Below are 26420 nucleotides of genomic sequence, written 5' to 3' on the forward strand. Positions count from 1 at the left end.
AGCTGTCTTTGTCAGCCACTACTTGCTGCTTTCAAAAAAGCGCTCGCCTAACTGAACGGAACCACCGCCTCCGCCTCAACCTCGATCAACCAATCCGGCAACGACAACCCACTGACCATAGTCCACGAAGACGGCGGCGGGTTATGCGCGAAGCGCTGGCGCAAAGCTTCAGCAATCGGCTCCTGCTGCTCCCGGGCAGACTCGACGATATACAACCGCAGCATGATCACATGGGACAGATCGCCCCCCACCTCAGCCAGCACCTTGTCGACATTATCCAACGCCATGGCCGTCTGCTCGGCAATGCCTGGGCCCACGGTGCGCTCTTGAGCATCGACGCCCACCTGCCCGGAAAGCATGATCCGCCGCCCCTGCGGCACTTCCATGGCCTGGCTGAAACCGTATTGCAGCGAATTGAATACCGTCGTGGGATTAATGACCTTTCGTTGCATGACGAGTCCTTGTTGGCAGTAGGAAAACAAGGCTAACCCAAAGGAACTGCTCAGTCGGACGGTTCAACATCCAGCAGCATGTTCATGGATAAAGCGCTGAACCGGGCACGTCCGGTGGCCTGATGAATAAACGCAATTCAACAAGCAATGACGTCCCACTGTGGGAGGGGCGGTGCGACGATTCGACTTGCTCCCAATGAGGTAGTGTCAATCAATACATCTGTGACTGACCCACCGCCATCGGGGGCAAGCCCCCTCCCACATTTGGGTCGCATTGCGTCAGTGAGATAGCTGTCGTTTTCAGCCCCCAGCGCCTGCGCCTCCATCTCGATCAACCTTCCGGCAACTACCACCCGCCGACGTTGATCCAAGGAGTGAGTTCATCAGACCGCTCTTACACAAACTTCGGGTTGCGTCCGATGAGCCTCACCGCTAACCTTCGCGGGTCGCTGCAAATTCAGCGAATGGGTGTGGTAGCCCAGTTCTTTCATAGACCCCAAAACGCTCAAGGGCGTTTTTTTGTGCGGGCTGCTTTGTGGCGGCTGTGCATGGGAGGCTTCGGCCTGCCGGGTTTCTATGACCGGTCTACCACCCCGTGTACAGTCGCCTCCTTACTTCGTGTGGTAGCGAAATGGAGGTGCTCATTCATAGGAGCTTCGCCATGAAGAAAGTCACACCCAATCCCCCGCCATCCCCCTCGGATAACAACCCGCTACTACCTCCCGATGTCATCTTTACCGTCCGCCCCGGACTCAGCACTGAAGCCGCCTTGAGCAATGCCAGCGAAATGCTGGAGTCAGCGACTGTCTGTGCCTACGACTGTGCCGAACAGCTTGACGGCCAGAGCCGCAAGCATGTGCTGGCGGTGGTGCAGATGATTGAGATTGCGCAGTTGCTGGTCGATGAAGCGCTGAACCGGGAATGCCCGGTGGCCTGATGAACAAACGCAAACTCAACAGGCAATGACGTTCCCCTGTGGGAGGGGCTTGCTCCCGATGGCGGTGGGTCAGTCACAAATGTGTCTACTGACACTACCTCATCGGGGGCAAGTCGAATCGTCGCACCGCCCCTCCCACATTTGATCTCACTGCATCAGTGAGGTAGTTGTGCCAGGGAGAGCGTGCCAGGCTACCAGGTGCCCATCGCCAGGCTGTGCGGTGAAAACTCTGCGAACTGCCAGCGCAGTGCCAATGCTGCCGGGCGGCGGACCACGTGCTCCACCGTCACCGTCCACAAGCGCTGCGCGCCCTCGAACTCGGCCACTGGCGACCCGCTGAGAATCAACGATGTACGCCCCGCCACTTGCAGCACGTCGCCGGTTTCAAAATCGACAAACAGCAACCCCGCCACCGGGTTGGCGTGCAGGTTGCCGAGGGTGTTGAAGAACAGGTTGCCGACAAAATCGGGGATGGTCAGCACGTTGCCTTCCACCCGCACAAACCCCGTGTTGCCGCCGCGATGGGAAACGTCCACCGAGCGTTCGCCGTGCTGGTCCACGTAGCTGGCGACGAAGAAGGTGTCAGCGTTGCGGATCAGCGTTTGGGCGGCGGCGTCCAGGCTGGTGCTGCGCTCGGCTGTATCGCCAGGTTTGCGCGCAATCCCAGCGACGGGCCGCAGTTGGATGTACTTGGGACAGTTGCCGAAGGTGTGCACCACGTTCACCGCAAAGCCGTCATGATCCAGCGCTCCGATCCGACCGTTCATGCGGTTGCGACGCCGGGTGCCGAGGTCGATGCCCAGCAGGCCAACGGACGCGCCATGAGTGATGCCAGCCCAGGCCGGGTCGCTTTTGGACGGCAGGCCGTCGATTTGCAGCGCCTGTGGATCCGGTGAATGGGCAAACCCTGGCGCGCCCTCCAGCATGGTCGCCCAGGGGATACCCTGTTCGTCCACCACTCCCAGAATGAGGTAAGGCAACAACGGATAAAAATCACGATGCTGCTCGGGCAAATAATCACGAATGACCTTCGGCCCGATCATGGCCATGCGTTCAGCGACGCCGGCACTTTCCTGCAAGTGGCGTTCGCCGACATGCCAAGGGGATTGTTCGATCGAGTTCATGGCGATCACCTCTGGTTGGATAACCGAATGCTGCGCCTACCCAACCCTGCAGAGAATGCCCACCCCAGGCAATCCACTATTACTCCAACTGAAATGCCGGATGTTCGCGCAACGCGGTGACGCAGTAGTCGACAAAACTGCGCACGCGCATCGGCGCATGGCGGCCTTCGCGGTAGATCACATGCACCGGCAGCGGCGGCAGTTCAAAGGCCGGCAAGACACGACGCAGTTGGCCATTTATGAGGTGATCATGAACCGGGTAACTGAGGCAACGAATTACCCCCGCGCCCTGCACGGCCGCATTGATCGCGCCTTGCACCGTGGCGCAACTGAGGCGGGCGCGGGCGTTGAGGGTGTAATGCAGGAAATCCCATCGCAGCGCTTCGGCGCTGGCAATCAGATGATGTTGCTTGAGGTCGGCCGGATGCCGGGGCTCGCCTTTGGCCCCCAAATACGTGGGGCTGGCGCAAAGCAGGGTGCGCACTTGCCCAACCTGCCGTGCAATCAGCGATGAGTTGGGCAATTGGCCCACCCACACCGCCACGTCAAAGCCCTCTTCGTGCAGGTTGGGGTAATAGTCGTGGTAGTTAGCAATGACACGCACCGCCGGGTAGCGATCCATGTAGCCTGCCAGCAATGGCGCCATGACATAGCGACTGAACAACAACGGCAGGCATATCCGCAGGTTGCCCTGGGCGTGCACATGGGCGCCGTTGGCCGAGGCTTCGGCCGCGTCCACCGCTGCCAGCAAGCGCACGCAGTCGGTAAGGTAAGCCTGGCCTGCATCGGTGAGGTTGACCCCACGTGTGCTGCGTTGCAGCAACACCACCCGCAAGCGTGCCTCCAGGCGCGCAACCGCTCGTACCAGGGTCGGGCCGGAAACCTCGGCCTGGCGTGCCGCCGACGCCAGGCTGGGTTGGCCGGCCAGCGCGACAAACAGCTGCATATCGCGAAAGCGCTCCATCAGGTGCGCCGCTTCGTCGCCGGGTTCAGGGCCGGGTCCTGCCCGAGGTGATGGCTTAAGAAATCCACAAAGGTGTTGACCTTGGCCGGTATGCGGCCGTTTTGCTGGAACACCACGTGGATCGGCAGCGGCGCCGGTTCGAAAGCCTCCAGCACCAGCTCCAGCTCACCCGCCGCCACCGCTGCCGCCACCTGATAGGACAGCACCCGCGTCATGCCCCAGCCCAGGCGCGCCAGGTTGATTGCGGCATTGTTCGCCGTAACGCTCAGACGCGGCTCAATGGCTATCTTCAGCGGCCGCCCGGCGTCGACGAACGTCCATTCACTGACCAGTTGGCTGGACGATGAGGAGACGATCCTGGCTTCTCGCAATTGCTCAGGTCGCTGCGGGCGCCCATGTTGGTCCAGATAAGCCGGCGATGCGCACACCACCCGGCGCACTTCGCCGACCTTGATCGCCTGCTGCCCGGGTTCGTGCAGATGGCCGATACGCACCGCTACATCGACGCCTTCATCGGCCATATTGACCACACGGTCGACCAGCAAGGCACTGATGTTCACCAAGGGGAACTGGTCAAGGTACTCCCCCAGCACAGGCGCCACATACAGCTCGCCAAACAGCACCGGTGCGGTCACCGTCAACTGGCCGCCGGGGATGGAGTAACTGCCCGCTGCCGCTTCCTCGGCCTCCTCCAGTTCGGCGAGGATGCGCCGGCAATCTTCCAGGTAACGCTGGCCGGCTTCGGTCAGGTGCAGGCTGCGCGTGGTGCGCGCCAGCAGTTGCGTACCGATGCGCTGTTCCATAGCGGCAATGGCGCGGGTCACGCTGGGTGGCGAGGTCTTCAGGCGGCGTGCAGCAGCCGCAAAACCCTCCTCCTCGGCCACCGCCAGGAATACCTGCATCTCATGAAATCGGTCCATCGGCATCCCTTGATCGTTACTGTGATTGCAGCCCCACCGCCGTGCGCGGCATAGCGACAAACCCTGGCAAGGCTTCGATGCTGGCAAGCCAGGCACGCACCTCAGGGTAGTCGGCCAGCGACACGTTGCCTTCCGGCGCATGGGCCACGTAGGTATAGAACGCAATATCGGCGATGCTTGGCTGATCGCTGGCGAGGAAACGGCTTTGGCTCAGTTGCTGTTCCATCACGCTCAGCAAGGCATGGGCACGGTTGATCGCGCTGACAGTGTCCACCTCGGCGCCAAACACCGTGGCCAAGCGCGCCGTGGCGGGCCCAGCATGGAGTTGACCAGCGGCGGCCGAGAGCCAGCGTTGGACCCGCGCTTGCCCGATGGGGTCGCTTGGCAACCACTGCCCTTTGCCATAGGTACTGGCAAGGTAGACCAGAATCGCATTGGAGTCGGCCAGCACAGTGCCGGCGTCGTCGATCACCGGCACCTGTCCGAAGCTGTTGAAGTTGGCGATGAACGCAGGTGCTTTGTGAGCGCCTTGTTTGAGGTCCACGAGGATGAATTCAGTCGGCAGATCCAACAGGGACAACATCAGCTCGACTCTGTGGGAGTGGCCAGACAAGGGAAAACCATACAGTTTGATAGCAGGCATGAAAGACTCCAGATCGTTGTCGACCGAGTATTCGCGTCGAGGGAAGCGATCTTCTTATGGGCAACCCTGCGATGGAATCACCAGATTGTGCAATCCAGCATTTCACAGAATGAAACAATGAGGTGATCCATGGCGAACGGCTACCTCTCCGCCAGATAAGCCCCCTGCCATTCAAGTATGCGAATCTGGTGGTAATCTGCCTTGAGCACGGCGGGGTCTTCATGTACCAGATACACCGTGCCCGGCTGACTGAAAACATCCTGCGTCACGCCGATCTGCTGGCCGTCCTCAACGTAAAACACTGCTTCGAAAAACGACTCAAGCTTGAGTAACTCCTTCAAGAACCCATCTTTTTCAAAACGCCCCTCTGAGCGGTTTATCAAGCAAACATTGTAGGTATGTTGCAGACGCTGATAATTGATCTTCCTCGCCAGTTGTTGTTCAAATAACTCAGGCTGCATGAGGGATAAAACCACAGCATCGATCTGACCAAGGCCAGTAGTTACCTTTGAAACCCCAGGCCGAAGAATGCCGTCAGTGCGGGCAGCAATTTCCACCAGTTTCGGACCGTCTTCAGTAAACATAATCTCCGCATGGCTAGGCCCATTTCGGATCCCCAGGCACTGCACCACTGCTCGTGTGTATTGGACCAGAATCGGATAAACCATCGAATCGGGCCCAATCAGTTCGTCAATGTCATAGAGTACGCCGCCGGTCGGCGTTCGCTGCTTTCGATAACGGACGACTTCAGTGACGAGTTGTTGCCCGTCGAGCGATACCATGTTCACCACATACTCCAGTCCCGCCAGGTATTCCTGAATCAGGACCCGCGTGTTAGGTATATTTAGTTTGTTGGTCGTTCCTAACAGGCGCTCCATAGCAGCTTTGCACGCGCACATATCCTCGCAAATAGACACCCCATCGGCGCCTGCGCTCTCGAGGGGTTTGATGACCACAGGAAAACGTCCGTGTTCATCGATCCACTCTTGTGCAGGACGCCAACTATCAGTAATGAACTGCCTTGCGGCCGGCAACTGCGCCTGGGTAATGCAATGGATCATTTCGTACTTGTTTCGACGTGCGTTAGTTTTGTCGAAATCATTGCGATAAGGCAGCTGCAGTTGCTCATTCAGCTCGTCAGCCAGAAGCACACCCGTTTCTGCACCCGCGAGGATGAACTGTGGCATGAAGCGTTGGACTTCAGCCAAGGTCATTCCAAAATCGCTATTGACGATCATCTGCTCATAAAGCGTGCAATCAAAACCTTGATAATAATAGCCGTCCAGTGTTGCTGATGAAGCCACATGCACCAGCACGCAGCCATCGTCGTTCAATTGCTTCGCTAAAAATTTACCCGATGAGAACCCATCGACTATCACAATTTTCATACGATCTCCCGTTTCAGCGCATGCAACGACCTGAACGACAGCAAAAAGATGATGACTGTTACGGCTGAGAGGCTGGCTACAGAAAACCCAACTCTCGAATCCAGGTACTGGAACAAAAAAACGAACACAGGAAGCGTCAGCAATACCAGGGAAACGTGAATAGGCGTGAGGTAATAGATGGTTTTCTGAATCAGGTAAATCGGCAGCAAATGTCCGGCTATCACCAAGATAGCCATAGGCAGAACCCATCCACTATCGAGTAAAAAGCTGCCTCCTGTAGCAGGAATCGCAACGGCACAGACACCCACCATCGCGATGTTTCTGACACCCAAAATCTCGTAGACCGACCATTGACGAGCGAACATCTCTTTAGAAAAAACCGTGTACATGACCGTGCCCAACGCGCACGTCAATACGCTAACGATACCGAGCACCCGCTGCACAGCGGTGGTGGTGACTACACCGCTGTCCCCCGCAAGGGAATTGAACAACATCATCGCTACCGAGATGAGCACCAGCCATGAAACCACCGCATCGACTACGGCCACCTTCACGCTACGATTGGTCAGCAGGGAGACAATCAACGTGAGTGCAGGGCCGCAGGCTACGGAGGCGACTCCCACTACTGCTGGCTCCAGATACCGGAGTGCGTAAAACAACCCGCCCCAATTGCACAGAACCGCAAGATTGATGATAACGATCAATCGCCATTGGGTTCTGAGCTTTGACCACAATGAATTGGGATTTCGATAAACCGCCCAAACACCAAAGACACAGGCTGACGTTGTAAAACAATAAAAAATAACGTTCAACGTGCTGATCGACTGCGTGACCAACGCAACATAAACATCGAATGCCGCACTGATCAAGCAAAACACCAAGCCGATAATTAACCCGGTTCGTTGCATCAACATTTAGCCACCCGCGCGCGCATTTTCATTCAACCGTTACTCGATCTTCGCTCACCAACACTTTCAAAATCGTTTTAACGGCAATCCCAGTCGCACCTACTACATTCTCAACCCCAAAATTCCCAACCTTCTCTACAGCGCAGACAACATCTGCCACTTCACCACCCGCCCCTTTCACAGCGTCTACCAGCGCAATTACCGCACCGCCGGAACTTAGCGTATCGTCAATGATGATGACTCGATCGCCAACTTCGACGCCGTTGAGATACAACTGTCCCTTGTAGTATTCGGAGTCAATATCGACCACTTGCTCATTGAAACCACCAAGACTGTAGGAATACCACCTGGCCATGGCTAAAGGTATACCCGTCAACAATGAGACCGTGGTTGCCAACGCGGCCCCCTTATCTTCCTCGGTGACAATTTTCGAAACGTCACGCTCCATGACTTTGATGATTTTATGCGCGACCTCAATTAAAACTTCCGGCCGCAAAGCAGGTATCTGATCCGTAAACTCATTGACCGTAGTCAGAGATTTTCCAGATCTCACAACTTTAGCTTTTTTATAAATTTCTTCCAGCAACATGGCGCACCTCACTGTACTCAGGATAAAACCCATCCCAGCGACTCGCATACTTCCAAGAGCTATCAAAAAATAACGTGACTATGCTCTTGCATTTATGCGCTTGAACGATCTCGTCACACATCAGTAGATTGGCTCCGCAGGTTGGTCCAATGGGTATTTTTTCTGACGCGATGAAGTGCTTCATCCGAGCCCAAGCGTCGACATCATCAATCACTCGTATTTCATCAACTAGACCGGAGTCTGTATTCGCTGATAAAACTCCTGCGCCCAAACCCATCAAATTGTGCGAGCGATGATTGAACGCCAAATTATTTCTTTGCGCAAACAGAGGCGCAGAGTTGCTAACCTCCAGCGCTATTGTTTTAATCCCACTGTACGTTTGCTTCAATACCTCAGCGATTCCAGAAAAAGTGCCGCCCGTACCGATTGAGCACACGAAGAAATCCGGCACGATATTTTGTGCACTCAACTGTTTCACGATTTCTTTCCCACAGCACCGCCAACTGTCTTTATTCAACAGGCTATTAGACTGATCCAGATAATAAAACTCTTCCGATGAGTTCTCGGATAGATACGCTTTTGCTTGGAGAACTGCTCCCGTCAAAAAAGACTCTTTTGGAGTCTCTACTATATCCGCCCCATAGGTACGTATTTGTGTTTTCCGCTCCTCGGTCATACCTTCAGGCATGAATATCTTTACGCCGTATCCCTTCAACCTGCCGATCCAAGCGAGTGCAGCCCCTCCGTTCCCAGTAGAACAGTCAATTAGCGTCATACCAGGTTTAAGGACGCCTGCCTTCTCCAATTTATTGATAATATTTAAATAGGTGCGATCCTTATGACTTCCCGATGGATTCAAGTACTCACACTTAGAGAAAACCCTATTTCCATTCACAGAAAGTGTTGCCAATTCGAGTAGCGGCGTATTACCAATATCTTTCAGCTCCATTTCCATGCCTCAGCGACTCGTCAATGAATTCAGACGCTAGCAAATCATTTCGATAAATAATAGCTAGCCGAACGGATAGGTAATAGAAAACATTTGGCCACCTATCCATTAAGGGAAATGTATGTAGGAACGCCCCGACAACAGCAGGTAAACCACGTAATAACTAACAATTTATTACGTACAAAAAAGACTTTTCGTACGAGACTCGCCACCTTCAATAGCAGTGCGCCCTGCCAAATCCCGTGGCCGCAATGGTGCGGCGCCCCCCTCAGACGAGTTTTCATTAAAAAATTCAAACTATCGCCCTCCCCATCGTTCACACCTTCACGTGCAACGTTAAGTAGGAGGCGACATGCAATACCGACAACTGGGTCATTCCGGCCTGCTGGTATCGGAAATCATCCTGGGCACCGTGCCCTTTGGCGGTCGTGCGGAGTTCGAAAAATGCGGCGCAGTGGACGTGCCCTTGGCCAAGCGTATGTTCGATATCGCGTTCGATGCCGGGGTGAATATGGTCGACACCGCCGATCTTTACTCCCACGGCTTGGCCGAAGAGGTCGTCGGCAAAGCCTTGGGCGACAAGCGCAACGATATTCTGCTGGCGACCAAGGGCCGCAGCCCGGTGGACCAGAACCCGAACAATTCCGGCTCATCGCGCTATCACTTGATTCGCGCCTGTGAAGCCAGTTTGAAGCGTTTGGGCACCGACCATATCGACCTGTACCAACTGCATAACTGGGACGGCATGACGCCCATTGAAGAGACCCTCGAAGCCCTGCGTCTGTTAGTCGGCTCGGGAAAGATCCGTTACTTCGGCACCAGCAACTTCACCGCCTGGCAGATGATGAAAACCCTGGGCAAGGCTGAGCTGCACGGCATGCTCAAGCCCATCACCCAGCAGATCTACTACACCCCGGAATCCCGTGAAGCCGAGTACGAATTGCTGCCGTTGGCCTTGGACCAGCACGTCGGTACTTTGGTATGGGGCCCGATGGGCGAAGGCTTGCTGACCGGCTCGACCCGACGCGGGCATAAGCCGCCGGCCAATACCCGCCAGGGCAGCGGTTGGCCGGAACCCTATGTCCACGACCAGGAGCGTGCGCTGGACATTATCGAGACCCTCGCCGCCGTCGGTGATGAACACGGCGTCTCCGTCGCCCGCACCTGCCTGGCCTGGCTCAAGGATCGCCCGGGGATCACCTCGCTGATTGTCGGCGCCCGTACGGAAGCACACCTGCGCGACAACCTGGCGGCCACCGAACTGAAACTCACCGACGAGCAGTCGGCGCGCATCGAGGCTGTCACGCGTCGTCAGCCGTTGTACCCCTACTGGCACCGTTTCACCGCCGGGATTGATCGTTTTGATCCAGCGGAGCAACCCTTCCTGGCCGAGCATCAAAAAACCCTGGATGCCCGCCAGGAAAAATAACCCCCCCCTTGGAGCAGGCTTTTCTGTAGGAGCGAGCTTGCTCGCGAAAAAACCACAGGCACCGCGTTTATTCAGGAAGCACGCGTTATCGTTGACGTTTTTCGCGAGCAAGCTCGCTCCTACATTTTTGGGGTTGCCACCCGACGGCAATGCTGCCTATATTTCCGCCTGGCGCTCTCTACGCCACCTTCCGCGGAAAGGGCTGCGCCCAGGACATCACAGCTCTACCTCATTTCTACGACTCCCAACCTTAAAGCGGAAAAGGTTCGAACAAGGAGCTCGTATGTCGCAACGCCCTTTCGCCTCAAACACCGACGGCCGCCTCAACCTTGAGCAGCAGCGCAAGCGCGCCAAGGAACTGTTGTCGCAGCTGAAAAGCCTAGACCCCAGCGCAACCTTGTCCCAGGCTCAATGGCAGGTAGCCAAACAGCTGGGCTTCGCCAGTTGGCCCAAGCTCAAGGCCCACGTCGACGCCCTCGACTTTGCCGCCCGCCACCCTGGTTTCGATGCCAGCGATGAATCCCGCACCACCCATTGGCGGTGTGGTAATGATATTGCCCACAGCCTGCAACTGGCCGGGTTCAAGGGACAGTTCCGGATGCTCACTGACCCGCTGTGCATGGGGCCAGTGCGTGAACTACCCAGCGAAGCGTTCCGAGCGATGCGCAGTACCTTTATCAGCCAGGCCTTTGCCATTGACTCCACTGAAGTTGCGCATCGCATCAACGATGAATACAACCAACTACAAGCCTTGAACAACGCCGATCCCAGTGTGCTGTGGTGCGAGGCGGACGCCTACGATCAATTGTTCCTGGTCCGCGCCCTGGCTGGCCTTGAGCAGGCGCCGCGCAAGCTGGAGCTGATTGAGGCAGACCGAATTCCCGGAGTCGAGCGATTTATCGGCATAGGCCAATTGGCCCCCGATGTGCTGGCCTGGCTCTGGCCGCAGCGGCGCTTGATCGACGACGACGCAGTGCAGTTGGCCAAACGGGCCTGGTCGGCTTACTGCGACAGCTCACCGCTCAAGCTCGCGGAACTGGCCCATGGCAATCACCCTGCCCTGCCTTTTCTGGCACCGGCGTTACGGCGCCAGCTACAGGAGTTGCCGGGTATCGAGGACGGTTTGTCACTGACTGAACGTTTGTCCCTGAGGTATATCGCTGAGGCCGGGCCTGTGCCTTTCGGTCGGGTGTTTGCCGAGTTGATGGCCAAGCGCGAGCCACTGCCTTTCCTGGGCGATATGATGTTTCACGCGCTGCTGCGCCCATTGATTGATGGGACGGCGCCGCTGCTGATCGAGGCCGAAACGGACGTGGAGTGGCCGCGCCGCGTATTGGCGTTGACGCCACTGGCGCAGCAGGTACTGGACGGCAATGCCTGCTGGCTGGAGCACGCCAGCCATGAGCGTTGGGTCGGCGGTGTGTGCCTGCAGCCACGGCAACCTCATTGGGCACTGGGCCTTGATGATCTGCCCGTCTGGCGTGACTGATGCTGCGCGATACGATCAGCGCTTGGGAAATAACCCAACAGCGCATGCCACCACAGTCGGATCGCCCTGGTAGACCGCCCGCGGGCTCATCGAAGGCTGGGGCGCTCGGCCGTCCACGGCGCGCAGCATGGGCCACTCAGCGGTCGGAGAACTGTGTGCCGGATCGACAATTTCCATGCAGCGACGCAGGGAGGTGAAGTCTGGCGACTGTGACAACGACAGGTGCAGGGTCTGGCTGACCGAGACCGACACTACCGAGCGCTGCGCACATTGCCCGTCATAGATCAGCGTGTGGCGGATCAACGGGTTGTCATGGCAGTACTTGAGCAGGTTGACCTGCCGCGAGTGCACCAGCGCAGTGTTGATGATCAGCAGGTCAAACGCCACAACGCCCGAGCGTGTCAGTGCCTGCAACTCGTCGAACGAACTCAACGGGGCGATGCGGTGATAGCCCAGCTGGTTGAGCATTTTCTCGATCTTGATCCGTTGCAAAAGCTCTGCATCGGCAATCAGAAGGCGTAACGCTTTATTGGACATAGGGTAAACCTGACAGTTGGGCATCCGCGTCGATCATTCAACGCGGAGCAAAGTAACCGTCAGGGGTGAACCCTGACTTTAAGGCGATTCTGAAACGGCAATCCGGGGCACACCGTACTTTTAAGAATCGCCTCAAAGCCTTCGCGCCACTCGCTACCTACCATGGGCTGCGTTCCCTTACCCGACCATGGAATTACCGTGTTCATGTTTCTACTCAGAATGGTGCTGCTGGCCTGCGGGTTGCTGGTGCTTGCGCCCCCGCCTGCCGATGCGGCGCTGAAGATCGAAGGCACCCGCCTGATCTATTTCGGCCAGGACAAGGCCGCCGGTATCAGCGTGGTCAACCAGGCCTCGCGGGAAGTGGTGGTGCAAACCTGGATCACCGGCGAGGACGAATCAGCCGACCGCACCGTGCCCTTTGCCGCCACCGAGCCATTGGTACAACTGGGCGCCGGGGAGCATCACAAGCTGCGCATCCTGTATGCCGGTGAGGGCTTGCCCAGCGATCGGGAATCGCTGTTCTGGCTCAATATCATGGAGATCCCGCTCAAGCCTGAAGACCCCAACAGCGTGCAGTTCGCGATCCGCCAGCGGCTCAAGCTGTTCTATCGGCCCCCCGCACTCCAGGGCGGCTCGGCCGAGGCGGTGCAGCAATTGGTATGGAGCAGCGACGGGCGCACGGTGACGGTCAACAACCCCAGCGCCTTCCACCTGTCGCTGGTCAACCTGCGAATCGACAGCCAGTCGCTCAGCGATTACCTGCTGCTCAAGCCCCATGAACGCAAAACCCTGACCGCGCTCGAGGCTGTGTCCAAGGGCGCCACTCTCCACTTCACCGAAATCACCGATATCGGTTTGCAAGCCCGTCATAGCACGGCGCTCAACTGATAAATCACGGGGTATTTATACCAATGTCACTGACCAAACGCTGTTTACCCCTACTGATATGGGCCTGCGCGGTCTTGCCCGCCACCAGCCACGCACTGGCCTGCCGCGAGGACGGCACCAACTCGATCATCACCCAGGAAGCGCTGGGCACGGCGCTGGCAGTCGCCGCCGATGCACCCAACGGCACCATCATTTGGGAATCCGGCCCGCGCTCGACCAATGTCATCTGCAAGGACGACTACCTCCACGGCCGTGAGGAAGTGTATTTCTACGTCAACCCGGCCAGCGTGAGTATCGGCACCGGGATCCGCGTGGGCATTCGCTATAACAACCAACCGATTACCCAAAGCACCGGTAAGGTCGGTACCGGTTTCTTCTCCGACCGAGGCTGCAATTTGTCCAACTGCGTGGGCTGGGACAAGGCGCGCTTCACCCTCAATTTCAGCGTGTTCATCGAGAAGTACGACCCCACGCCACCGAGCGGCCAGGCCAGCACCCTGACCTCTTACCGCGTGTTCCAACTGGACGGCGTGCGCGGGCTCAACTCACGCCCCAACAGCAACTTCAATTATGTGGTCACTGGCATGAACGATATCCGCTTCGTGCCTTGCACTCCCGAACTGACCATCAGCCCCAGCGTGGTCAACTTCCCCACACCTTCGCGCAAGGCCTCGATCGGTGAAGTCGCCAGCAGCGCGAACTTCAGCCTGAACCTGCGCAAAGGTTGCGACACGCCCTATACCGTCAGTGCACGCTTCGCCACCACGCCGGGCGGCGGCAGTGTGAACAATGGCCTGCTGGTGCCGGACAACAACAGCTCAGTCGGCATCTCGCTGTCTCGCGCCGAGAGCCAGCAGCAACTGCCCTTCAATAACTGGTTCACGCTGCAGGAGCTGATGGGCCTGGGCCAGAGCCACGATGAATTCCGCGCCGACCTCAAGTGGCGCACCCTACCGATTCCCGGAGCGTTCGACGCTGCCGTAGTGGTGGATATGTACTACAAGTAGGTGATTTTTAAGGATCGTCTTATGCCACCGGCAGAGGCCCAGACGTAAAGTCTGCCGATGCGATTGAAAAGTTATCTGCTCCAGATCAACCCCGTCCTCTCCCGACCCGAAGCAGCCAGAAGGCTGCTTCGTATTTTTGCGAGCGTGCTGCTGGTAGGCATCCTCAGCGGGGTCTATACCTTTTTGCTGTCGACTTTCAACAACGACATCTCCCAGCGCCGCGGCTACATGAGCAGCGCCATTGCCGAAGCCCATACCTTTTTCACCAACCGCCAAGCCCTGCTCGAAAGCCTGAGCCTGTCGGCAGTGCGCAAGCAGTCCAGGGTCTATCCGTCCTCGGCCGAAGAACAACACCTGGAATTGGGCGACACATCGGGCAACCAGTGGAGCATCTGGCTGACCGCACGCATGCGCGACTACCTCAAGGCCACACAGCTGAACCTACTCTATGTAAACGCCGGCCCCAACCCGCAAGTGATGCGCCTTTACGACGCCACCCCGCAGGTATTGCCGATTTCCAAATGTATGCTCAACCGCCTCAAGGCTCTGCAGCACACCGACCCGGCCACACTTAACGAACTTTGGCTGAGCGACAGGACTGAACAGCACTCGCACCTATACATCTTCATCCGCCTGGACGAACGCGACCGCGACTCCGGCTGGCTCGGCCTGGAGATGGATAGCCGTGAAGTCTCATCGACACTCAGCGACCAGAGCGCCGGTGAGTTCATGATGCTCAATTCCCAGGGCATGCTGGTGTTCACCAACAGCACCGATACACAGTTGAGCCAGCAACACCTGAGGCCCGGCGAAGACAGTTTTTTCGGTTTTGTCGGCAGCGGCTGGCTGCCCGACCACCTGGTGATTCGCAAACACTTGAAGTCCTCCGAGTGGCAGTTGATGTACTCCATCGACCTGCGTGCGGTGGTCACCGGCCTGTGGAAACAGCTGCTCGGTTCGCTGCTGTTCTGCCTGTTCAGCCTGACACTGATCTGGCTGGTGATGCGCCGCGTCGATCAGCGTTTCATCATTCCGTCGATCCATCGCATCCAGGCGTTGATCGAAAGCGAAGCCTTCGGCCGCGATGTGATCCAGACCGCGCCAGTGGCCCTTTGCGTGCTGCGCCGCACCGACGGCCAGGTGGTACTGGAAAACACCCTGGCCCAGCAATGGCTGGGTAACGGGCCGGAGCGCGAGGCGCTGCGCGCCGGCTGGATCGAGCAAGCCTTTGCCAACGGACCTTCCGAGCGCAGTGACTACTTTGAAACCATCGACGGCCGTCACCTGTACCTGAGCAGTGCACCGACCCGCTACAAAGGCGAAGACGTGCTGTTTTGCGCCTTCAGTGACATCAGTGCGCGCAAGCAGGTCGAGGCGGCGCTGGAAGAGGCGCGGCAATCGGCGGACGCAGCCAACGCGGCAAAAACCCTGTTCCTGGCGACCATGAGCCATGAAATCCGTACACCGCTGTATGGCGTGCTCGGCACCCTGGAACTGCTGGCGCGCACGCAACTGGATGCACAACAAAAGGACTACCTGCAGGCGATCGAAGGCTCATCGTCGACCTTGCTGCAACTGATCTGCGATGTGCTGGACGTATCGAAGATCGAGGCCGGGCAGTTGGCACTGGAGATGGGCGAGTTCTCGCCGCTGGACCTTGTGCATGAAATCATCCAGGGCTACGCCGCAGCCGCCCACGCCAAGGGCCTGCAGCTGTATGCCTGCTTCGATCCCAAGCTGCCGGAACGCCTGATCGGCGACGTAACGCGCATCCGCCAGATTCTCAATAACCTGCTCAATAACGCGGTGAAATTTACCGACTATGGGCGCGTGGTAATGCGGGTCAAAGTGCTGGGCCGCGACGGGGAACGCTCCAGTCTGTTGTGGCAAGTCTCGGACACCGGCAAAGGTATCGCCCAGGAAGACCAGGCGATGATCTTCGAGCCGTTTTACCAGAGTGAAGGCAATACCAATGTGGTCGCCGGCACCGGCCTGGGCCTGCCTATCTGCCAGCGCCTGACGGAGTTGATGAACGGCAATATCCGCATGGTCAGCGAACTCGGCCTGGGCAGCAGTTTCAGCCTGATCCTACCGTTGGAAGAAGCATCTGTTGCACCGATGACACCGTTGCTGGCTGAGACCATTTACGTGGCCTCGCCGATCCCGGAACTGGCAAACGCGATCGCCGGCTGGTTGCGCCGCTGGGGCGCAAGGGCCCAGGCCGGCTTGCCGACGCTGGCGGACACGCATCTGCTGTTGCAAGTGCACCCCGGCAGCGTCGACCCGTTGCTGGTGCCCGAGTGGCCCGGGCCGGTGATTCACGTGAGCAGCAACGCCTGCCCCGGCGTAGAAGCCGACGCCGGCGCCTGGCACGTCAACCTCAACCACCTGGGGGCTATTCATCAGGCCGTGAGCCAGGCGCAAGGGCTATGGGTGGCCCGTGCCGATGAGCAAACGCACCGGCGGGATCTGAACAAACTCAACCTGCACCTGCTGGTGGCCGAGGACAACATCATCAACCAGCTGATTTTGCGTGATCAACTGGAAGAACTCGGCTGCACCGTGGAGCTGGCGGCCGACGGTCAGCAAGCGTTGCAGCTCCACACCGCCGGCAACTTCGACGTGGTGTTGACGGATGTGAACATGCCCCATATCAACGGCTATGAACTGGCGCGTGAACTGCGGCGCCAGGGCTGCACGTTGCCGATTATTGGGGCCACCGCCAACGCCATGCGCGGCGAGGCCGACCTGTGCCTGGCCGCCGGCATGAACCATTGCCTGGTCAAACCCTTTGCGTTGCGGGCTCTATTCAACTCCCTGGCGCCTTATGCACGGATCACCCATGAAGCCCCTTAGTATTTTGATTGTCGAGGACCATCCCCTGCAGCATATCTACCTGCAGAACTTGCTCAGCGAGTTGGGAGACTTCCTGCTTGAAACCGCCGAGGATGGCAAAGAAGCGCTGGAGCGCCTGCGCCAGCGGGACTTCGACCTGGTACTGACCGACCTGCTGATGCCCGGCATGGACGGCGTGCAGTTTATCCAGTGCCTGGCCAGCCTGCGCTGCAAGCCGGCGCTGGCAATCATGAGTGCGGCGTCGAGGCGCATGCTGATGGCGGCCAGCCTGGTGGCGAAAAACCTCGATGTGGAAGTGCTTGGCCTGATTTCCAAGCCCGTGAACGCCGAAGCCTTACGCACCCTGGTCAACCAACTCAGGAACAGGGTGCGCACGCCTACCCCCGAACTGCCCGAGCACATGGACATCGACCGTCACACGTTGGTGCAGGCCATGAGCAGCGGCCAGTTCCAGGCCTGGTTCCAGCCGAAAAAATCCCTGGCCAACGGCCGTATCGTCGCCGCCGAAGCCCTGGTGCGCTGGATGCACCCCGAACAAGGCGTGATGCTGCCTGCCGCGTTCCTGCCGGCAATCAAGGCGTTCGAACTGGAGGAGCGGCTGTTGTGGCTGGTGCTCAAGCAAGCGATCCACGCCCAGGAACACTGGCGCCAGCGCGGCTATGAAATTCCGGTGTCGATCAACCTGCCGACCCACTTGCTCAACAGCCATGACCTGGCCGACCGTTTGCTGGAGTTCGTGCTGCACCACGATGGTATCCCGGGAATGATCTGCTTCGAGTTGATGGAATGTTCGGTGCCGCAGGACATCAGCAATTTCTACGCCGGCGCCTGCCGATTGCGGATCAAGGGGTTCGGTTTGTCCCAGGATGATTTCGGCAAGGGCTACAGCTCCTACCTCAATCTGGTGTCCACGCCCTTTACCGAACTGAAGATCGACCAGGCACTGGTGCAGGGCAGCCACGACAACGAAGGCATCGCCCAGGCATTGGCGAGCATTATCGCGCTGGGCCGCAAGTTGGGTCTGACGGTGGTGGCCGAGGGCGTAGAAACCCCGCAGCAATTGGCGCTGCTGCGCAAAATCGACTGCAATCAGGTGCAAGGTTTCCTGATCTCTCACGCCGTGTCTTCGGACCAATTTCAGCAACTACTGAACAATGATGGCCCCGCGACATCTCACTAGCTGGCGGCCGCGATTCCAGGGAGTAAGCTCCATCCTGTACCGATTTATCCTGCGCCTGCGGAAAACCTTGATGAAGCACAATAACGCGATTCTCGAAGCCTTTACCCGCAGCTCATTGCGCCTGAACAAAGGCTTGATGGTGTTGATGGGAATCGCGTTGCTGCTGATGCTGACCAATTACTGGTCTCTGCACCGGGGCGTCGAAATTCGCTACAGCGCGATGCGCTTTCACTTTGCGCGGCTGATGGAAAACCTCGCAGAACAGCAAACCTACCTCAAGAGCCTGACACACCCCGGCATCCAGGCCGAACTGCTGCACGCCACCAACGTGCAGGTCAGCCTCAAAAGCCGCATGGTCGACAACCGTCGCACGCTGTACGAAGGCCAGAAGTATTCGTTTTCGGTGCCCTTCAGCGTCAAGTTCGATGAACAGCAGATCAGCACCGCCGCCAGGCCGCCGATTTTTGCCCTGGGTGCGCACTTGACCAGCTACTACAGCGCCTTCTGGTCCTCGTCGCCGTACGAGGCGCCGCAAACCTTCCTGCTCAATCGCCAGGCCGACTACGCCATCACCATTCCGTCCGTGGGCTATCAGCACCGGGAAAACCCCGAGGATACCGACAACCCGGTGGCCCGGGTCAACGCCGTGCAGCAAATCCTTGCACAGGCGCCGCAGCCACTGGAGCAGAATCGGGTGTATTGGCAGGCCGGCCCCGAACCCGAGCATTTGCTGGCCTACATCGGCCTGCCACTCGACGCCCAGGGCCAGGCCGTGATCGGCACCCTGCTCGACGTGTCGCAGGTCGACGATGTACAGCGCGCGCTGAATCACTCGGCGTTTGATCGCTTTACCCTGATAGGCCCTGACGGCAACCGGTTGATTGGGCCAACCACCCAGGCGCAGCTCAGCGATGGTGTGCATTTCACGGCCGACGGTTTTGAATTCAAGGTCACCGAGGCCGGCGACCAGCCCTGGAGCGCGGTCTATGGCCTGGACTACTCGCACTTCTTTCACTCCGCATTGTGGCCGTTGAGCACCATGGCGTTGCTGCTGTTCAGCCTGATTACACTGGGTTGGGCCGGCAGCCGATGGTATCGACGCCAGGTGATCACTCCGGCACAACTGGCCCACGAACGCATCGCCGAAAGCGTGGCGTTCAGCCGCGTGATCATCGACACCGCCCCCACTGGGTTATGCGTGGTGCGACGCAGCGATGGCAAGGTATTGATCGAAAACCAGCGCGCCCAGCAATGGCCGGGCACCTCGCGCCTGGTGCAGGCCATGGCCGGTAAGCACGATGGCGCCGAGAGCGGTGAGACGCACTTGGAGATCGAAGGCCGGCACCTGCAGATCGGCTTTGTGTCGACCCGTTATCAGGCTCAAGACGTACGCCTGTATGCATTCAACGATATCACCCGGCACATCGAAGACGCCCAGGCCCTGGAAGAGGCACGTCATGCCGCCGATGCGGCCAGCGAGGCCAAGACGCTGTTCCTGGCAACCATGAGCCATGAGATCCGCACGCCGCTGTATGGCGTGCTCGGCACCCTCGAATTGCTCGGCCTGACCGACCTCGACCCGCATCAGAAAACCTACCTGCACACCATCCAGCGTTCGTCCGCCACACTGTTCCAACTGATCAGCGATGTGTTGGATGTCTCGAAGATCGAGTCCGGGCAAATGGCGATAGAAGCCGTGGATTTCTGTCCGCTGGACATGCTCGAAGATACCTTGCACACCTACGCCGCCTTCGCCCGGCGCAAGGGGTTGCAGCTTTACAGTTGCATCGACCCGCAGTTGCCGAACTGCCTGATGGGCGACCCGATGCGCATCCGCCAGGTCCTCAATAACCTGGTGAGCAACGCCATCAAGTTCACCGACTTTGGGTGCGTGGTGATTCGTGCCAGGGTGGTGGGCAGCGACGCCAATAATGTCGACCTGGAATGGCAAGTCACCGATTCCGGCGTGGGCATTGCCGAGGCGCAGCAGGCCAAGCTCTTCGATCTGTTCTACCAGGCACCGGACACCGCCAGCGAAGGCGGCACCGGGCTGGGCTTGCCGATCTGCCGGTGGCTGGCGCAGATGATGGACGGCGAAATCCGCGTGGTCAGCGAGCCCGGACTGGGCAGCAGCTTTACCCTGAAAATGCGCTTGCCACTGTGTTGTGGCGCACTGACCAACCTGCCGCTGATCGAACCCAGCCCGACGCCGGTGTACGTGCAGGCACCGGTACGCGAACTGGCGCAGGCAATGAGTGACTGGCTCAACCGCTTGGGCATCACCGCCGCCCGGGCCGCGCCCCCCCAGGACAAAGACAGTCACCACGCGGTACTGGTAGATCTGTTACCTGGCGAGCCCCCCAAGCCATGGGCCGGCCAACGTGTGCTCTGCCTGCCCGGTGCGCACAGCCCGCCGCTGCACACGGCGCAAGGCTGGGTGGTGGATATGCACGACATACGCACCATCGCCGCCACCGTATCACTGGCGCAGCACGGCAGGCACGAGCACCCCACGGCGACCCGGCCACAAAGCGCCGGACGGCTGGAGCTGCGCATCCTGGTGGCCGAGGACAACCCGGTCAACCAGGCGATCATCAAGGAGCAACTGGAGGCGCTCGGTTGCTCGGTGAGCCTGGCCGCCAACGGTGAACAGGCGTTGCAGTTATGGCAACCGGAGGCCTTCGACCTGGTGCTGACCGACGTGAATATGCCGTTGATGAATGGCTATGAACTGGCCAGGACCTTGCGTGAGCATGATCCACAGTTGCCGATTGTCGGCGTGACCGCCAATGCAATGCGCGAGGAAGGCGTACGTTGCCTGGCAGTGGGCATGAACGCCTGGATCGTCAAGCCCTTGAGCCTGCAGACCCTGCGCGACCAGTTGATCAAACTGTGCAAGATCAAGTCGCCGGTTGAGCCTGACGCCCAGGTATTCGACGACCGCGTGCAACTGTCGGACAAGATGCGCCCGCTGTTCATCAGCAGCGTGCAGCAGGATGTGCAGCGCATCGGCGTGGCCCTGGTCCAGCGTGATGCCCGCGGCCTCGGCCAATTGCTGCACTCGATCGCTGGGGCCCTGGGCGCAGTGCAGGCGCTCAGCCTGGCCCAGGCCTGCATCGAACTGGAAAGCGCACTTAACCGCGGCAGCCTCGACACAACGCTTGAGCTCAAGGTGAAGACTGTGATGCAGCGTCTGTCGGCCGTTCTGGAGACTCTCCAGCCCGGGCACTCTTCACTCACTTGAACTGGCACTACGGACGGCCCTTTATGAAAAAATTCAATGTGGTAATCGCGGACGATCACCCGATCGTGTTGCTTGGCGTTCGCGAACTGGTAGAGCGTGACATGCGTTTTCAAGTCATCGGCGAGGCCGTGTGTTCGGCCGGCCTGATCGAGCTGTTGCAGCATCAAGGCGCTGACATCGTGATTACCGACTACAACATGCCGGGCGACTCGCCTTATGGCGATGGCCTGAAGCTGGTGGAGTACCTGAAACGACACTTCCCGCAGGTACAGATCCTGATCCTGACCATGATCTCCAACCACCTGATCCTCACCCGCCTGCAAGAGCTGGGCGTGGTCGGCATCATCCAGAAAAGCCAGTTGCATACCGAGATTCAACTGGCACTCAAGGCGATCGCCCAGGACAGCGACTATCGCAGCCTGGAGCCGCCAAAGACCTCGGTAATAGAGACCCTCACGGCAATTGACGAGCGCTTTACCAGTTTGTCGCCCAAAGAGTTCGAGATCCTGCGCCTGTTTATTTCCGGCATGAGCGTGAGTGACATTGCGCGCCGCCAGAACCGAAGTTCAAAGACCATCAGCGCACAAAAGATATCGGCCATGCGCAAACTTGAAGTCAGCAGCGACCAGGATCTACTTGCTTATTGCCTGGAACGTAACATTTTCAACTAACGCATCACTTGCAAGCCATTCCTGGACAATGGCTTTGCCCTTTATTTTCAAGCCTTTAACCGCTGCAACAGCACAAATAACCTGCCCACCCCAGCGCTTATAAGAATCGTCTTATTCGCTCCCGCCGCCTCGTCGCCTACTCTTTGCTCGCAGTTCAACAACAGCAAACTTTTCAACTAACACTTACGGACATCATCATGAAGAAGTTTTCCCTGGCTGTGATCGCCTCGGCCATTATCGCCGCTTCCGGCAGTGCATTTGCCGTGGATCCTGCTCCTACGCCAACCCTGGGCGGCAGCGGCAAAATCACCTTCACCGGCGTGATCAACAACGACGCGTGCTCGGTGGACGGCGCCAACTCCGACCGCACCATTTCGGTGGACATGGGCAACGTTTCGATCAAGGACATGGGCACCGCGGAAAACCCAACCGCAGGTCGTGTGACCGCCAAAGACTTCAACCTGAACGTCAACTGCAACCAGGGCACCAAGGTCGCCATGATCTTTGACGCCAACAACGGCGGTTCGGGCCTGGTCACCGGCAAAAAAGTACTGGCCCTGAACCCGGGTTCGGCCACTGCACAAAACGTCGGTATTGCCCTGCTCGACAGCAAGGGCGGTCTGATTGACCTCAGCTCGCCAAGCACCGCACGTATTGAAAGCACCATGCACGGTGCTGGCACTGAAGGCGGCGACGCCACCCTGAGCTTCGCGGCCGCCTACGTCACTACCGCAGCGGCTGGTTCGTCGACCGCCGGTCGCGGTGACGCCACCCTGCCGTTCATCCTGCAATACGAATAATTCGGCGCCCCGGGCACCGAACGCGCGAGGCCTTCCGGCCTCGCCATTGTCTTCTGATTACACCGGATAACCGTCATGCCGCCTCGTTCTATCGCCGCATGTCTGGGGCTGCTGGGCTTGCTCATGGCTACCCAGGCCGCCGCCAGCATTTCATTGAATGCCACCCGTATCGTGTTTGACGGTGACCACAAGGAAGCCAACATTACCGTGCGTAACGGTAACCAGGATGTATTGATTCAATCCTGGGTCGACATGAACGACGCCAGCGCCAGCCGCGCGCCGTTTGCCGTCACCCCGCCACTGGCACGGGTATTCGCCAAGGAACAACAACTGCTGCGCATTCTGTATGAAGGCACCGGCATGCCCACGGACCGCGAGTCGGTGGTGTGGCTCAATGTGCAGGAAATCCCCAAGGCCAGCGAGGCCGAGAACACCTTGCAGTTGGCCATCCGCCAACGCATCAAGATTTTCTACCGCCCTGCCGGTCTTACCGGCAGCGCGCTGCAAGCCCCTGCGCAGCTTGAATGGACGCTGGCCAAACACGGCAGCCAAACCCTGTTGCAGGTGAAAAACCCGACGCTGTACCACGTGTCCATGGCCGACATCAAAGTACAGGCGGTATTGGCCAGCGACTCCACCATGATCGCGCCCGGCGAGCAAAAACAGTTTGCGCTCAGTGCTCCAGTTGCCAGTGGGCCGGTGCAGTTGTCGTTTTCCAGCATCAATGACTACGGCGCGCAGAATCACTACAGCGCGCCGCTGACCAGCGGCACTGCGCTACCGGCGCATGCGACTGAATCGCGCCTCAACCCCTAAGCACTTTCGCTAACCCACAGGCTCACTTCGCGTGCGTGTTTGCGTGCCCGGCTGTCCGTCAATCAGGGATGTCATAGGTCTTCGCATGTCTTTTCTTTCCAGCAACAGGCCCGCACGTGGCGTACTGAAGTTGAAGACGCTGTCGCTGGCGATTGCTGCCAGCTTGCCCAGCCTGGCCATGGCCGATGACGCTGCGCAAACCTTCAACACCACCTTCCTGCAAGGCTCGCAGTCGCCGGTGGACCTGCAGCAATTGCTCTCGGCCAACAGCGTGCTGCCGGGCAATTACCGCGTCGATTTGTACAGCAACGAAGTGCTGGTGGGCCGGCGTGATATCGACTTCAAGCGCAACCCTAAAAACGGCCGCGTCGAAGCCTGCCTGACCCTCGACCTGCTCAAGCAACTGGGTATCGACCTGCACCGATTGCAGGCCGAGGGCAAACTTGACCCGCAGCAGCCGCAGGACTGCTACGCCCTTGCCGACATGATCGAAGACGCCAGCGTGCGCTACGACAGCAGCCGTCTGCGCCTGCTCGCGAGTATTCCGCAGGTAGCGATGCAGCGCGGCCTGCGCGGGTATGTCGACCCACAGTTGTGGGACGACGGTGTGTCCGCCGCCTTCATCAACTACCAGCTCAACAGCAGCCGCACCGCCGGCGACTACAAGACCCGCATCGCCAATAACCTGGGCCTGCGCAACGGCATCAACCTGGGGGCCTGGCGCCTGCGCAACGAGTCGAACCTGAGCGGCGGCACCGATCGCTCGAACACCTTTACCAGCAACCGCACTTACTTGCAGCATGACGTCACCGCGATCAGGGGCCAGTTCAGCGCCGGTGAGATTTTCTCCGACACCGACCTGTTCGACAGCGTGCGCTATCGCGGGGTCAAGCTCGCCTCGGATGATGGCATGCGCGCCGACAGCGAGCGCGGCTATGCACCCGTAATCCGTGGAGTCGCGCAGACCAACGCGACGGTGGAAATCCGCCAGAACGACTACATCCTCTATACCGCCAACGTCGCGCCGGGGCCATTCGAGATCAACGATATCTACCCCAGCGGCTCCAACGGTGACCTGCAAATCACCGTGATCGAAGCCGACGGCACGCGGCGGGTGACGATGCAGGCGTTCTCCAGCCTGCCGATCATGGTGCGCGAAGGCCAGGTGAAATACAGCGTCTCGGCGGGCACGTTCAAAAGCAATGCCGATGGCCTGGCAAGCCCGCGCTTTCTCAGCGGTACGCTGGCTTATGGCTTGACCAGCAACCTCAGTGGGATTGTCGGTGTGCAAGCCAGTGAGGACTACAGCGCACTGTCGATCGGCGCCGGCAGGAACACTGCCTTCGGTGCGTTCTCCCTGGATACCACCCACTCGTCCAGCAAGGCTCAGGGGCGTACGTCCCAGGGCAGCAGCGTGCGCGCCTTGTACGCCAAGACCTTTGCCGGCACCGATACCAACTTCACCCTGGCCGCCTACCGTTACTCTACCGAGGGCTATCGCACCCTCACCGACCATGTGGAAGACAGCAGCGAAGACCTGCGCGTACGCACCGGCCACTCGAAAACCCGCACCGACCTGACCATCAACCAGAGCCTCGGGCGCAACAGCGAATTTGGCAGCCTGTATGTGAACGCCAGCGACCAACGCTACTGGAATCGCGGCGGTTCCCAGAGCTTTTCCGCGGGCTACACCGGCAACTGGGGCGATCTGAGCTACAATCTTGGCGTGACGCGCACCAAGCAGATCGTCACCTGGGGCGAGCCGAGCAGCGACACGCAGGTGAACCTGTCGGTGTCTTTCCCACTGGGCAGTCAGGCCCGCGCGCCACGGGCGTTTGTCACCACCAGCCACCAACGCGGTGACACCACCACCCAAGCGGGCATCAATGGCTACGTGGCCGACACCAGCGACACTTTCTATTCGGTGCAGGCCGGCCACAGTGACACCAGCGGCGACTCAGGCTCGGTGAACATCAACAGTCGCACCGCCGTGGCAGACGTCAGCCTCGGTTACAGCCAGGGCCAGGGCTACAACTCACAGAACTTCAACCTCGCAGGCTCCGTGGTGGCTCATGCGGGTGGCGTCAACCTGGGGCAGACGGTCAGCGAGACCTTCGCCCTCGCCGAAGTACCAGGCGTCGCTGGAGCCAAGATCAGCAGCTACAGCGGGGTGGAAACCGGCTACAACGGCTATGCGGTGGTGCCCACTGCGCAACCCTACCGGGTCAACTGGATCAGCCTGGACACTCGCGATCTGGGTGGCGACGTGGAAATCACCAACGCCACCCAGCAACTGGTGCCGCGCCGTGGCGCCATCGTGGTGGCGCATTACAGCGGCACCACCGGGCGGCGGGTGTTGTTTGAGTTGTTTGATGCAGAGCATCAACCGCTGTCGTTTGGTGCCTCACTGGAAGACGCCAATGGCAAACAGTTGGCGATTGCCGATCCCAATGGTAATGCCCTGGCGCTGGTGGAAGAGGATCAGGGCACACTGATCATCAAGTGGGGTGAGCAGCATTGTCGTGCCGCCTATACGTTGCCACCGCAGAACAAGGCGCTGAACTACGAGCGCCAGGCACTGGTGTGTACGCCTTGATTGTGCGGGGGAATGCGCTACTGTGCCGACGAC

22 protein-coding genes are annotated in these 26420 nt (G+C 58.9%); 12 read left to right on the plus strand and 10 right to left on the minus strand.

From position 1 onward, the window contains the following. Positions 1-47 precede the first annotated feature (47 nt). Entirely contained in the window at positions 48-452 is a 405-nt protein-coding gene (locus ODQ19_RS13000; RefSeq protein ID WP_116665341.1) for a RidA family protein, read from the minus strand. Between the two features lie 661 nt (positions 453-1113). On the opposite strand from ODQ19_RS13000, the gene ODQ19_RS13005 reads away from it, so the two are divergent. Then, a complete protein-coding gene (locus ODQ19_RS13005; protein WP_116665340.1) occupies positions 1114-1389 on the plus strand; it encodes a DUF6124 family protein in 276 nt (91 codons plus the stop codon). Positions 1390-1580: 191 nt separating this feature from the next. Here ODQ19_RS13005 and ODQ19_RS13010 read toward each other — a convergent pair whose 3' ends face one another. The 8 genes from ODQ19_RS13010 to ODQ19_RS13045 form a co-directional block, all read right to left on the minus strand. Then, positions 1581-2513, minus strand: coding sequence for a pyridoxamine 5'-phosphate oxidase family protein (locus ODQ19_RS13010; RefSeq protein ID WP_116665339.1), 933 nt, complete (start codon positions 2511-2513; stop codon positions 1581-1583). Positions 2514-2592: 79 nt separating this feature from the next. Then, positions 2593-3477, minus strand: coding sequence for a LysR family transcriptional regulator (locus ODQ19_RS13015; protein WP_330210241.1), 885 nt, complete (start codon positions 3475-3477; stop codon positions 2593-2595). Continuing rightward, positions 3477-4397, minus strand: coding sequence for a LysR family transcriptional regulator (locus ODQ19_RS13020; RefSeq protein ID WP_116665370.1), 921 nt, complete (start codon positions 4395-4397; stop codon positions 3477-3479). Before ODQ19_RS13020 ends, ODQ19_RS13015 begins: the two co-directional genes overlap by 1 nt. A gap of 16 nt (positions 4398-4413) precedes the next feature. Further along, a complete protein-coding gene (locus ODQ19_RS13025) occupies positions 4414-5040 on the minus strand; it encodes a glutathione S-transferase family protein (protein ID WP_116665337.1) in 627 nt (208 codons plus the stop codon). Between the two features lie 140 nt (positions 5041-5180). After that, positions 5181-6428 (minus strand): ATP-grasp domain-containing protein, encoded by a 1248-nt coding sequence (locus ODQ19_RS13030; protein WP_330210242.1) that lies wholly within the window; start codon positions 6426-6428, stop codon positions 5181-5183. Beyond that, a complete protein-coding gene (locus ODQ19_RS13035) occupies positions 6425-7342 on the minus strand; it encodes a DMT family transporter (protein WP_050989046.1) in 918 nt (305 codons plus the stop codon). Before ODQ19_RS13035 ends, ODQ19_RS13030 begins: the two co-directional genes overlap by 4 nt. A 22-nt stretch (positions 7343-7364) precedes the next feature. After that, positions 7365-7925, minus strand: a complete 561-nt coding sequence (locus ODQ19_RS13040) for a phosphoribosyltransferase family protein (protein WP_330210243.1) — start codon at positions 7923-7925, stop codon at positions 7365-7367. Beyond that, complete coding sequence (locus ODQ19_RS13045) at positions 7903-8880, minus strand: cysteine synthase family protein (protein WP_330210244.1); 978 nt, start codon at positions 8878-8880, stop codon at positions 7903-7905. Before ODQ19_RS13045 ends, ODQ19_RS13040 begins: the two co-directional genes overlap by 23 nt. A 346-nt stretch (positions 8881-9226) precedes the next feature. Here ODQ19_RS13045 and ODQ19_RS13050 point away from each other — a divergent pair, with 346 nt between their 5' ends. Beyond that, a complete protein-coding gene (locus ODQ19_RS13050) occupies positions 9227-10303 on the plus strand; it encodes an aldo/keto reductase (RefSeq protein ID WP_330210245.1) in 1077 nt (358 codons plus the stop codon). Between the two features lie 283 nt (positions 10304-10586). Then, positions 10587-11792 (plus strand): DUF1835 domain-containing protein, encoded by a 1206-nt coding sequence (locus tag ODQ19_RS13055; RefSeq protein ID WP_330210246.1) that lies wholly within the window; start codon positions 10587-10589, stop codon positions 11790-11792. A 15-nt stretch (positions 11793-11807) separates the two neighbouring features. On the opposite strand, the gene ODQ19_RS13060 is transcribed toward ODQ19_RS13055, so the two are convergent. Beyond that, the gene (locus ODQ19_RS13060; protein ID WP_003192436.1) at positions 11808-12329 is read right to left on the minus strand and encodes a hypothetical protein; all 522 of its coding nucleotides are present in this window, start codon (positions 12327-12329) and stop codon (positions 11808-11810) included. Between the two features lie 198 nt (positions 12330-12527). On the opposite strand from ODQ19_RS13060, the gene ODQ19_RS13065 reads away from it, so the two are divergent. The 9 genes from ODQ19_RS13065 to ODQ19_RS13105 all read left to right on the plus strand — a co-directional run bounded on the left by ODQ19_RS13065 (position 12528) and on the right by ODQ19_RS13105 (position 26387). Then, entirely contained in the window at positions 12528-13217 is a 690-nt protein-coding gene (locus tag ODQ19_RS13065; RefSeq protein WP_442962743.1) for a fimbrial biogenesis chaperone, read from the plus strand. Between the two features lie 23 nt (positions 13218-13240). Further along, complete coding sequence (locus ODQ19_RS13070; RefSeq protein WP_003192439.1) at positions 13241-14224, plus strand: fimbrial protein; 984 nt, start codon at positions 13241-13243, stop codon at positions 14222-14224. Positions 14225-14281: 57 nt separating this feature from the next. Further along, on the plus strand, positions 14282-17080 hold the full coding sequence (locus tag ODQ19_RS13075) for an ATP-binding protein (protein ID WP_330210248.1): 2799 nt from the start codon (positions 14282-14284) through the stop codon (positions 17078-17080). After that, positions 17067-18260: an EAL domain-containing response regulator gene (locus ODQ19_RS13080; RefSeq protein ID WP_003192443.1), complete on the plus strand. Its 1194-nt coding sequence runs from the start codon at positions 17067-17069 to the stop codon at positions 18258-18260. Before ODQ19_RS13075 ends, ODQ19_RS13080 begins: the two co-directional genes overlap by 14 nt. Positions 18261-18330: 70 nt before the next feature. Further along, on the plus strand, positions 18331-21504 hold the full coding sequence (locus ODQ19_RS13085; RefSeq protein WP_330210249.1) for a hybrid sensor histidine kinase/response regulator: 3174 nt from the start codon (positions 18331-18333) through the stop codon (positions 21502-21504). A 23-nt stretch (positions 21505-21527) separates the two neighbouring features. Then, a complete protein-coding gene (locus ODQ19_RS13090) occupies positions 21528-22175 on the plus strand; it encodes a response regulator (protein WP_330210250.1) in 648 nt (215 codons plus the stop codon). 197 nt (positions 22176-22372) lie between these two features. Continuing rightward, positions 22373-22975 (plus strand): fimbrial protein, encoded by a 603-nt coding sequence (locus ODQ19_RS13095; RefSeq protein WP_003192447.1) that lies wholly within the window; start codon positions 22373-22375, stop codon positions 22973-22975. Positions 22976-23050: 75 nt separating this feature from the next. After that, complete coding sequence (locus ODQ19_RS13100) at positions 23051-23791, plus strand: fimbrial biogenesis chaperone (RefSeq protein ID WP_003192448.1); 741 nt, start codon at positions 23051-23053, stop codon at positions 23789-23791. Between the two features lie 85 nt (positions 23792-23876). Beyond that, positions 23877-26387, plus strand: coding sequence for a fimbria/pilus outer membrane usher protein (locus tag ODQ19_RS13105; RefSeq protein WP_330210251.1), 2511 nt, complete (start codon positions 23877-23879; stop codon positions 26385-26387). Positions 26388-26420 lie beyond the last annotated feature (33 nt).

The organism is Pseudomonas sp. AM4(2022), assembly GCF_036346515.1.
GTDB classification, from domain to species: domain Bacteria; phylum Pseudomonadota; class Gammaproteobacteria; order Pseudomonadales; family Pseudomonadaceae; genus Aquipseudomonas; species Aquipseudomonas paracarnis.

What these genes read in the sequence shown, in the direction of transcription:
- ODQ19_RS13015 (WP_330210241.1), bottom strand. Translation starts at nt 3,477, where the DNA reads ATGGAGCGCTTTCGCGATATGCAGCTGTTTGTCGCGCTGGCCGGCCAA.
- ODQ19_RS13105 (WP_330210251.1), top strand. Translation starts at nt 23,877, where the DNA reads ATGTCTTTTCTTTCCAGCAACAGGCCCGCACGTGGCGTACTGAAGTTG.
- ODQ19_RS13090 (WP_330210250.1), top strand. Translation starts at nt 21,528, where the DNA reads ATGAAAAAATTCAATGTGGTAATCGCGGACGATCACCCGATCGTGTTG.
- ODQ19_RS13005 (WP_116665340.1), top strand. Translation starts at nt 1,114, where the DNA reads ATGAAGAAAGTCACACCCAATCCCCCGCCATCCCCCTCGGATAACAAC.
- ODQ19_RS13030 (WP_330210242.1), bottom strand. Translation starts at nt 6,428, where the DNA reads ATGAAAATTGTGATAGTCGATGGGTTCTCATCGGGTAAATTTTTAGCG.
- ODQ19_RS13060 (WP_003192436.1), bottom strand. Translation starts at nt 12,329, where the DNA reads ATGTCCAATAAAGCGTTACGCCTTCTGATTGCCGATGCAGAGCTTTTG.
- ODQ19_RS13035 (WP_050989046.1), bottom strand. Translation starts at nt 7,342, where the DNA reads ATGTTGATGCAACGAACCGGGTTAATTATCGGCTTGGTGTTTTGCTTG.
- ODQ19_RS13025 (WP_116665337.1), bottom strand. Translation starts at nt 5,040, where the DNA reads ATGCCTGCTATCAAACTGTATGGTTTTCCCTTGTCTGGCCACTCCCAC.
- ODQ19_RS13050 (WP_330210245.1), top strand. Translation starts at nt 9,227, where the DNA reads ATGCAATACCGACAACTGGGTCATTCCGGCCTGCTGGTATCGGAAATC.
- ODQ19_RS13070 (WP_003192439.1), top strand. Translation starts at nt 13,241, where the DNA reads ATGTCACTGACCAAACGCTGTTTACCCCTACTGATATGGGCCTGCGCG.
- ODQ19_RS13075 (WP_330210248.1), top strand. Translation starts at nt 14,282, where the DNA reads ATGCGATTGAAAAGTTATCTGCTCCAGATCAACCCCGTCCTCTCCCGA.
- ODQ19_RS13020 (WP_116665370.1), bottom strand. Translation starts at nt 4,397, where the DNA reads ATGGACCGATTTCATGAGATGCAGGTATTCCTGGCGGTGGCCGAGGAG.
- ODQ19_RS13100 (WP_003192448.1), top strand. Translation starts at nt 23,051, where the DNA reads ATGCCGCCTCGTTCTATCGCCGCATGTCTGGGGCTGCTGGGCTTGCTC.
- ODQ19_RS13080 (WP_003192443.1), top strand. Translation starts at nt 17,067, where the DNA reads ATGAAGCCCCTTAGTATTTTGATTGTCGAGGACCATCCCCTGCAGCAT.
- ODQ19_RS13000 (WP_116665341.1), bottom strand. Translation starts at nt 452, where the DNA reads ATGCAACGAAAGGTCATTAATCCCACGACGGTATTCAATTCGCTGCAA.
- ODQ19_RS13045 (WP_330210244.1), bottom strand. Translation starts at nt 8,880, where the DNA reads ATGGAAATGGAGCTGAAAGATATTGGTAATACGCCGCTACTCGAATTG.
- ODQ19_RS13085 (WP_330210249.1), top strand. Translation starts at nt 18,331, where the DNA reads ATGAAGCACAATAACGCGATTCTCGAAGCCTTTACCCGCAGCTCATTG.
- ODQ19_RS13010 (WP_116665339.1), bottom strand. Translation starts at nt 2,513, where the DNA reads ATGAACTCGATCGAACAATCCCCTTGGCATGTCGGCGAACGCCACTTG.
- ODQ19_RS13040 (WP_330210243.1), bottom strand. Translation starts at nt 7,925, where the DNA reads ATGTTGCTGGAAGAAATTTATAAAAAAGCTAAAGTTGTGAGATCTGGA.
- ODQ19_RS13095 (WP_003192447.1), top strand. Translation starts at nt 22,373, where the DNA reads ATGAAGAAGTTTTCCCTGGCTGTGATCGCCTCGGCCATTATCGCCGCT.
- ODQ19_RS13055 (WP_330210246.1), top strand. Translation starts at nt 10,587, where the DNA reads ATGTCGCAACGCCCTTTCGCCTCAAACACCGACGGCCGCCTCAACCTT.